The following is a 2,949-nucleotide window of genomic DNA, read 5'->3' on the forward strand; positions in this document are numbered from 1 at the left end:
GGTCGGGAACCGCCCGCGCCCGGGGGGCCCGGGCCCCCCCGCCCCGGGCGCGGGGGCCCCCCGGGGCCCCCCCCCCACCCCCCCCCCCCGCCCCGGGGTGGGGGGGGCCCCGGGGGTCGGGGGGGGGCCCCCCCGCGCCCCCCCCCCGCCGCGGCCCCCGGCCGGTGAACCTGTGGAAACCACGCGGTTCGGTTCCATCGCCCGCCGCCTCTGGGCACCACTGCTGCGGGCCGAACAGCAGGGGGCGCCGTGAGCACCGCGCGCAGCGGATACGTCGGGCGGGTGCCGTGACAGCGACCGCCACCACACCGCCCACCGTGGACGGCACCTTCGCGCTCTGCGATGCCCTGCCGACCGGCACCACCGTGCTGGAGGCCAGTGCGGGCACCGGGAAAACCTATGCGATCGTCGGACTCGCCGTACGCTACGTCGCCGAGGCCGCGATCCCGATATCGCGGCTGCTGCTGGTGACATTCAGCCGCGCCGCGACCCAGGAACTGCGCGAACGGACCCGCGACCGGTTCGTCACCGTTGCCGCCGCCCTCGCCGATCCGCCGGCCGCGAGCACCGCGACCGACGAACTGGTGCGCCACCTCGCTGCCGCCGAACCCGGTGAGGTGGCGGCCCGCCGGTCCCGGTTGCTCACCGCGCTCTCCGATTTCGATGCCGGGGTCATCGCCACCACGCACAGTTTCTGCCGGCGCATGCTGGCCGAACTGGGTGTCGCCGGCGACCTCGACCCCGGTGTACGGCTGGTGGAGGAGGCCGACGACCTCATCCGCGCGGTGATCGACGATCTGTATCTGAGCTGTTACGCGCGCACCCCCGCGCCGTTCACGGTGAAGCAGGCCCACCGGTTCGCGTCCGCGGCGGTGCGCGACCGGCAGGCGGTACTCGCCCCCGATACCGACGAGGTATCCGCGCAGCGAGTGGCCTTCGCCACGGCGGTGCGCGCGGAAACCGAACGCCGCAAGAGGCTTTCGAGTATCCGTGATTTCGACGATCTGCTGGTGTTGCTGCGCGATATCCTGGCCGACCCCATGCGCGGCCCCGGCGCGTGCCACCGCATCCGCGACCGGTATCCGGTGGTGCTGGTGGACGAATTCCAGGACACCGATCCACTGCAATGGGAGATCCTGTACCGCGCATTCCACGGGCACAACACGCTCGTGCTGGTGGGTGACCCCAAACAGGCGATCTATGCGTTCCGCGGTGCCGAAGTGCTCAGCTACCTCGACGCCGTAGGCCAGGCGACCGCCCGGCGCGAACTCACCACCAACCGCCGCAGCGACGCCGGCCTGCTACGCGCGCTCGACCATCTGCTCGGCGGAGCGGCGCTCGGGCACGACGAGATCGTCGTACCCACCGTGACCGCGACCCGGCCGTGGACCCGGTTGCGCGGACCGGCCGAACTGATCACGCCGCTGCGTTTGCGGTGCCTGCCGCGCACCGGGGCGGGGCCGCGGGGAATGTCGGGTTATCCGAATATCCACCGGCAGCGTGCTCGCGTCGCCGCGGATCTGGCGGGCGATATCGTCGCGCTGCTGGAGTCGGGCACCGAACTCACCGAGGCGACCGGCCGGCGACCGGCAGCACACACCGGTGCCCGCGGTGGGGCGCCGGTGGAGGAGGGGCGTCCGCTGGGACCCGGCGATATCGCGGTGCTCGTGCGCACTCACACCCAGTTGGAGGTGGTCCGGGAGGCCCTCGAACGCGCGGGCGTGCCGGTCGTACTGGCCAGTGGCAGCAGCGTTTTCGGTACCCCGAGCGCCACCGATTGGTTGTGGGTGCTGTCCGCGCTCGAACAACCGCATCGCGCGGACCGGGTCCGGCTGGCCGCACTCACGCCGATCTTCGGGTACACGAGTACCGAGATGGATACCGGCGGGGCCGATCTGGTGGGGCGGGTGAGCGCCGAACTACGCGATGCGGCCCGCCTGTTCGCCCGTGCGGGGTTCGCGGCCGTTTTCGAGGAGCTCTCCGCCGCGACCCGGCTGGTACCGCGGCTGCTGGCCGTCGAGCACGGTGAGCGCCGGCTCACCGATATCCGCCAGCTCGCCCAGCTGCTCGACGAAGTGTCGGCCACGGAGGGTTTCGGGCTCACCGCGCTGACCAGATGGCTCGGCGATCGTATCCGGGAGCCCGGGTCGGGTTCGGTGGCCGGGCGCAGCCGGCGGCTGGACCGGGATCTGGCCGCGGTGCAACTGGCGACCGTGCATGCCAGCAAGGGGCTCGAATTCCCGATCGTGTACCTGCCGTTCGCCTGGGACAGTTCGGCCGATCCGAAACCGGCCACTCTGTTGATGCACGAAAACGGGGCCCGGGTGCTCGATATCGGTGGGCCGGACGCACCTGGCTACAACGCTCGGAAGGAGCGCGCGGACAGCGAATCGGCGGGCGAAGAACTGCGGTTGTGCTATGTCGCGCTCACGCGTGCGTGCTGTCAGGTGGTGGCCTGGTGGGCGCCGTCGTTCGGGACGGCGGTCGCACCGCTGCACCGGTTGCTGTTCGGCCGGACACCGGAGTCGGCGCAGCCGAAACCCCGCGCGCCGGTCGACGAGGACGCTGTAGTGGTGGATCGGATCCGCGCCTGGGCCGCGGAAGCGGCGGACACCATCTCGGTCACGGCGGCGGATCCGGGCCCGGAGCTACCGGCGTACCACGCGCGCGCCGGCACCGCCGAGAAGGCGCTTGCGGTGGCCGTATTCGATCGGCAGCTGGACGACCAGTGGCGGCGGACCTCGTACTCGGCGCTCACCGCCGCCGCGCACAGCGTGGTGCCCGATGCCGAACCGGAGGAAGTGCTCGGCCCGGACGACGAACCGGCGGCGCCGGCGCCGCCGGCCGCCCCCGGCCCGGGTGGCGCCGCGCGGCTGGACGGCCAGGCCTACGGGGGCGGAGTAGGGCCCCGGGGGGGTGGGGGGGGGGGGGGGGGGGGTTCCGCTAACG

The 2,949-nt window shown here is 72.9% G+C and carries 1 protein-coding gene; it reads left to right on the forward strand.

What is annotated here, in order from left to right:
• Window positions 1-287: 287 nt before the first annotated feature.
• Window positions 288-2,949, forward strand: a 2,662-nt coding sequence (locus tag QH195_RS17450; RefSeq protein ID WP_280436177.1) for a UvrD-helicase domain-containing protein, incomplete at its 3' end; no start/stop codon positions are given.

Source organism: Nocardia carnea (assembly GCF_029868855.1).
Lineage (GTDB): Bacteria > Actinomycetota > Actinomycetes > Mycobacteriales > Mycobacteriaceae > Nocardia > Nocardia carnea_A.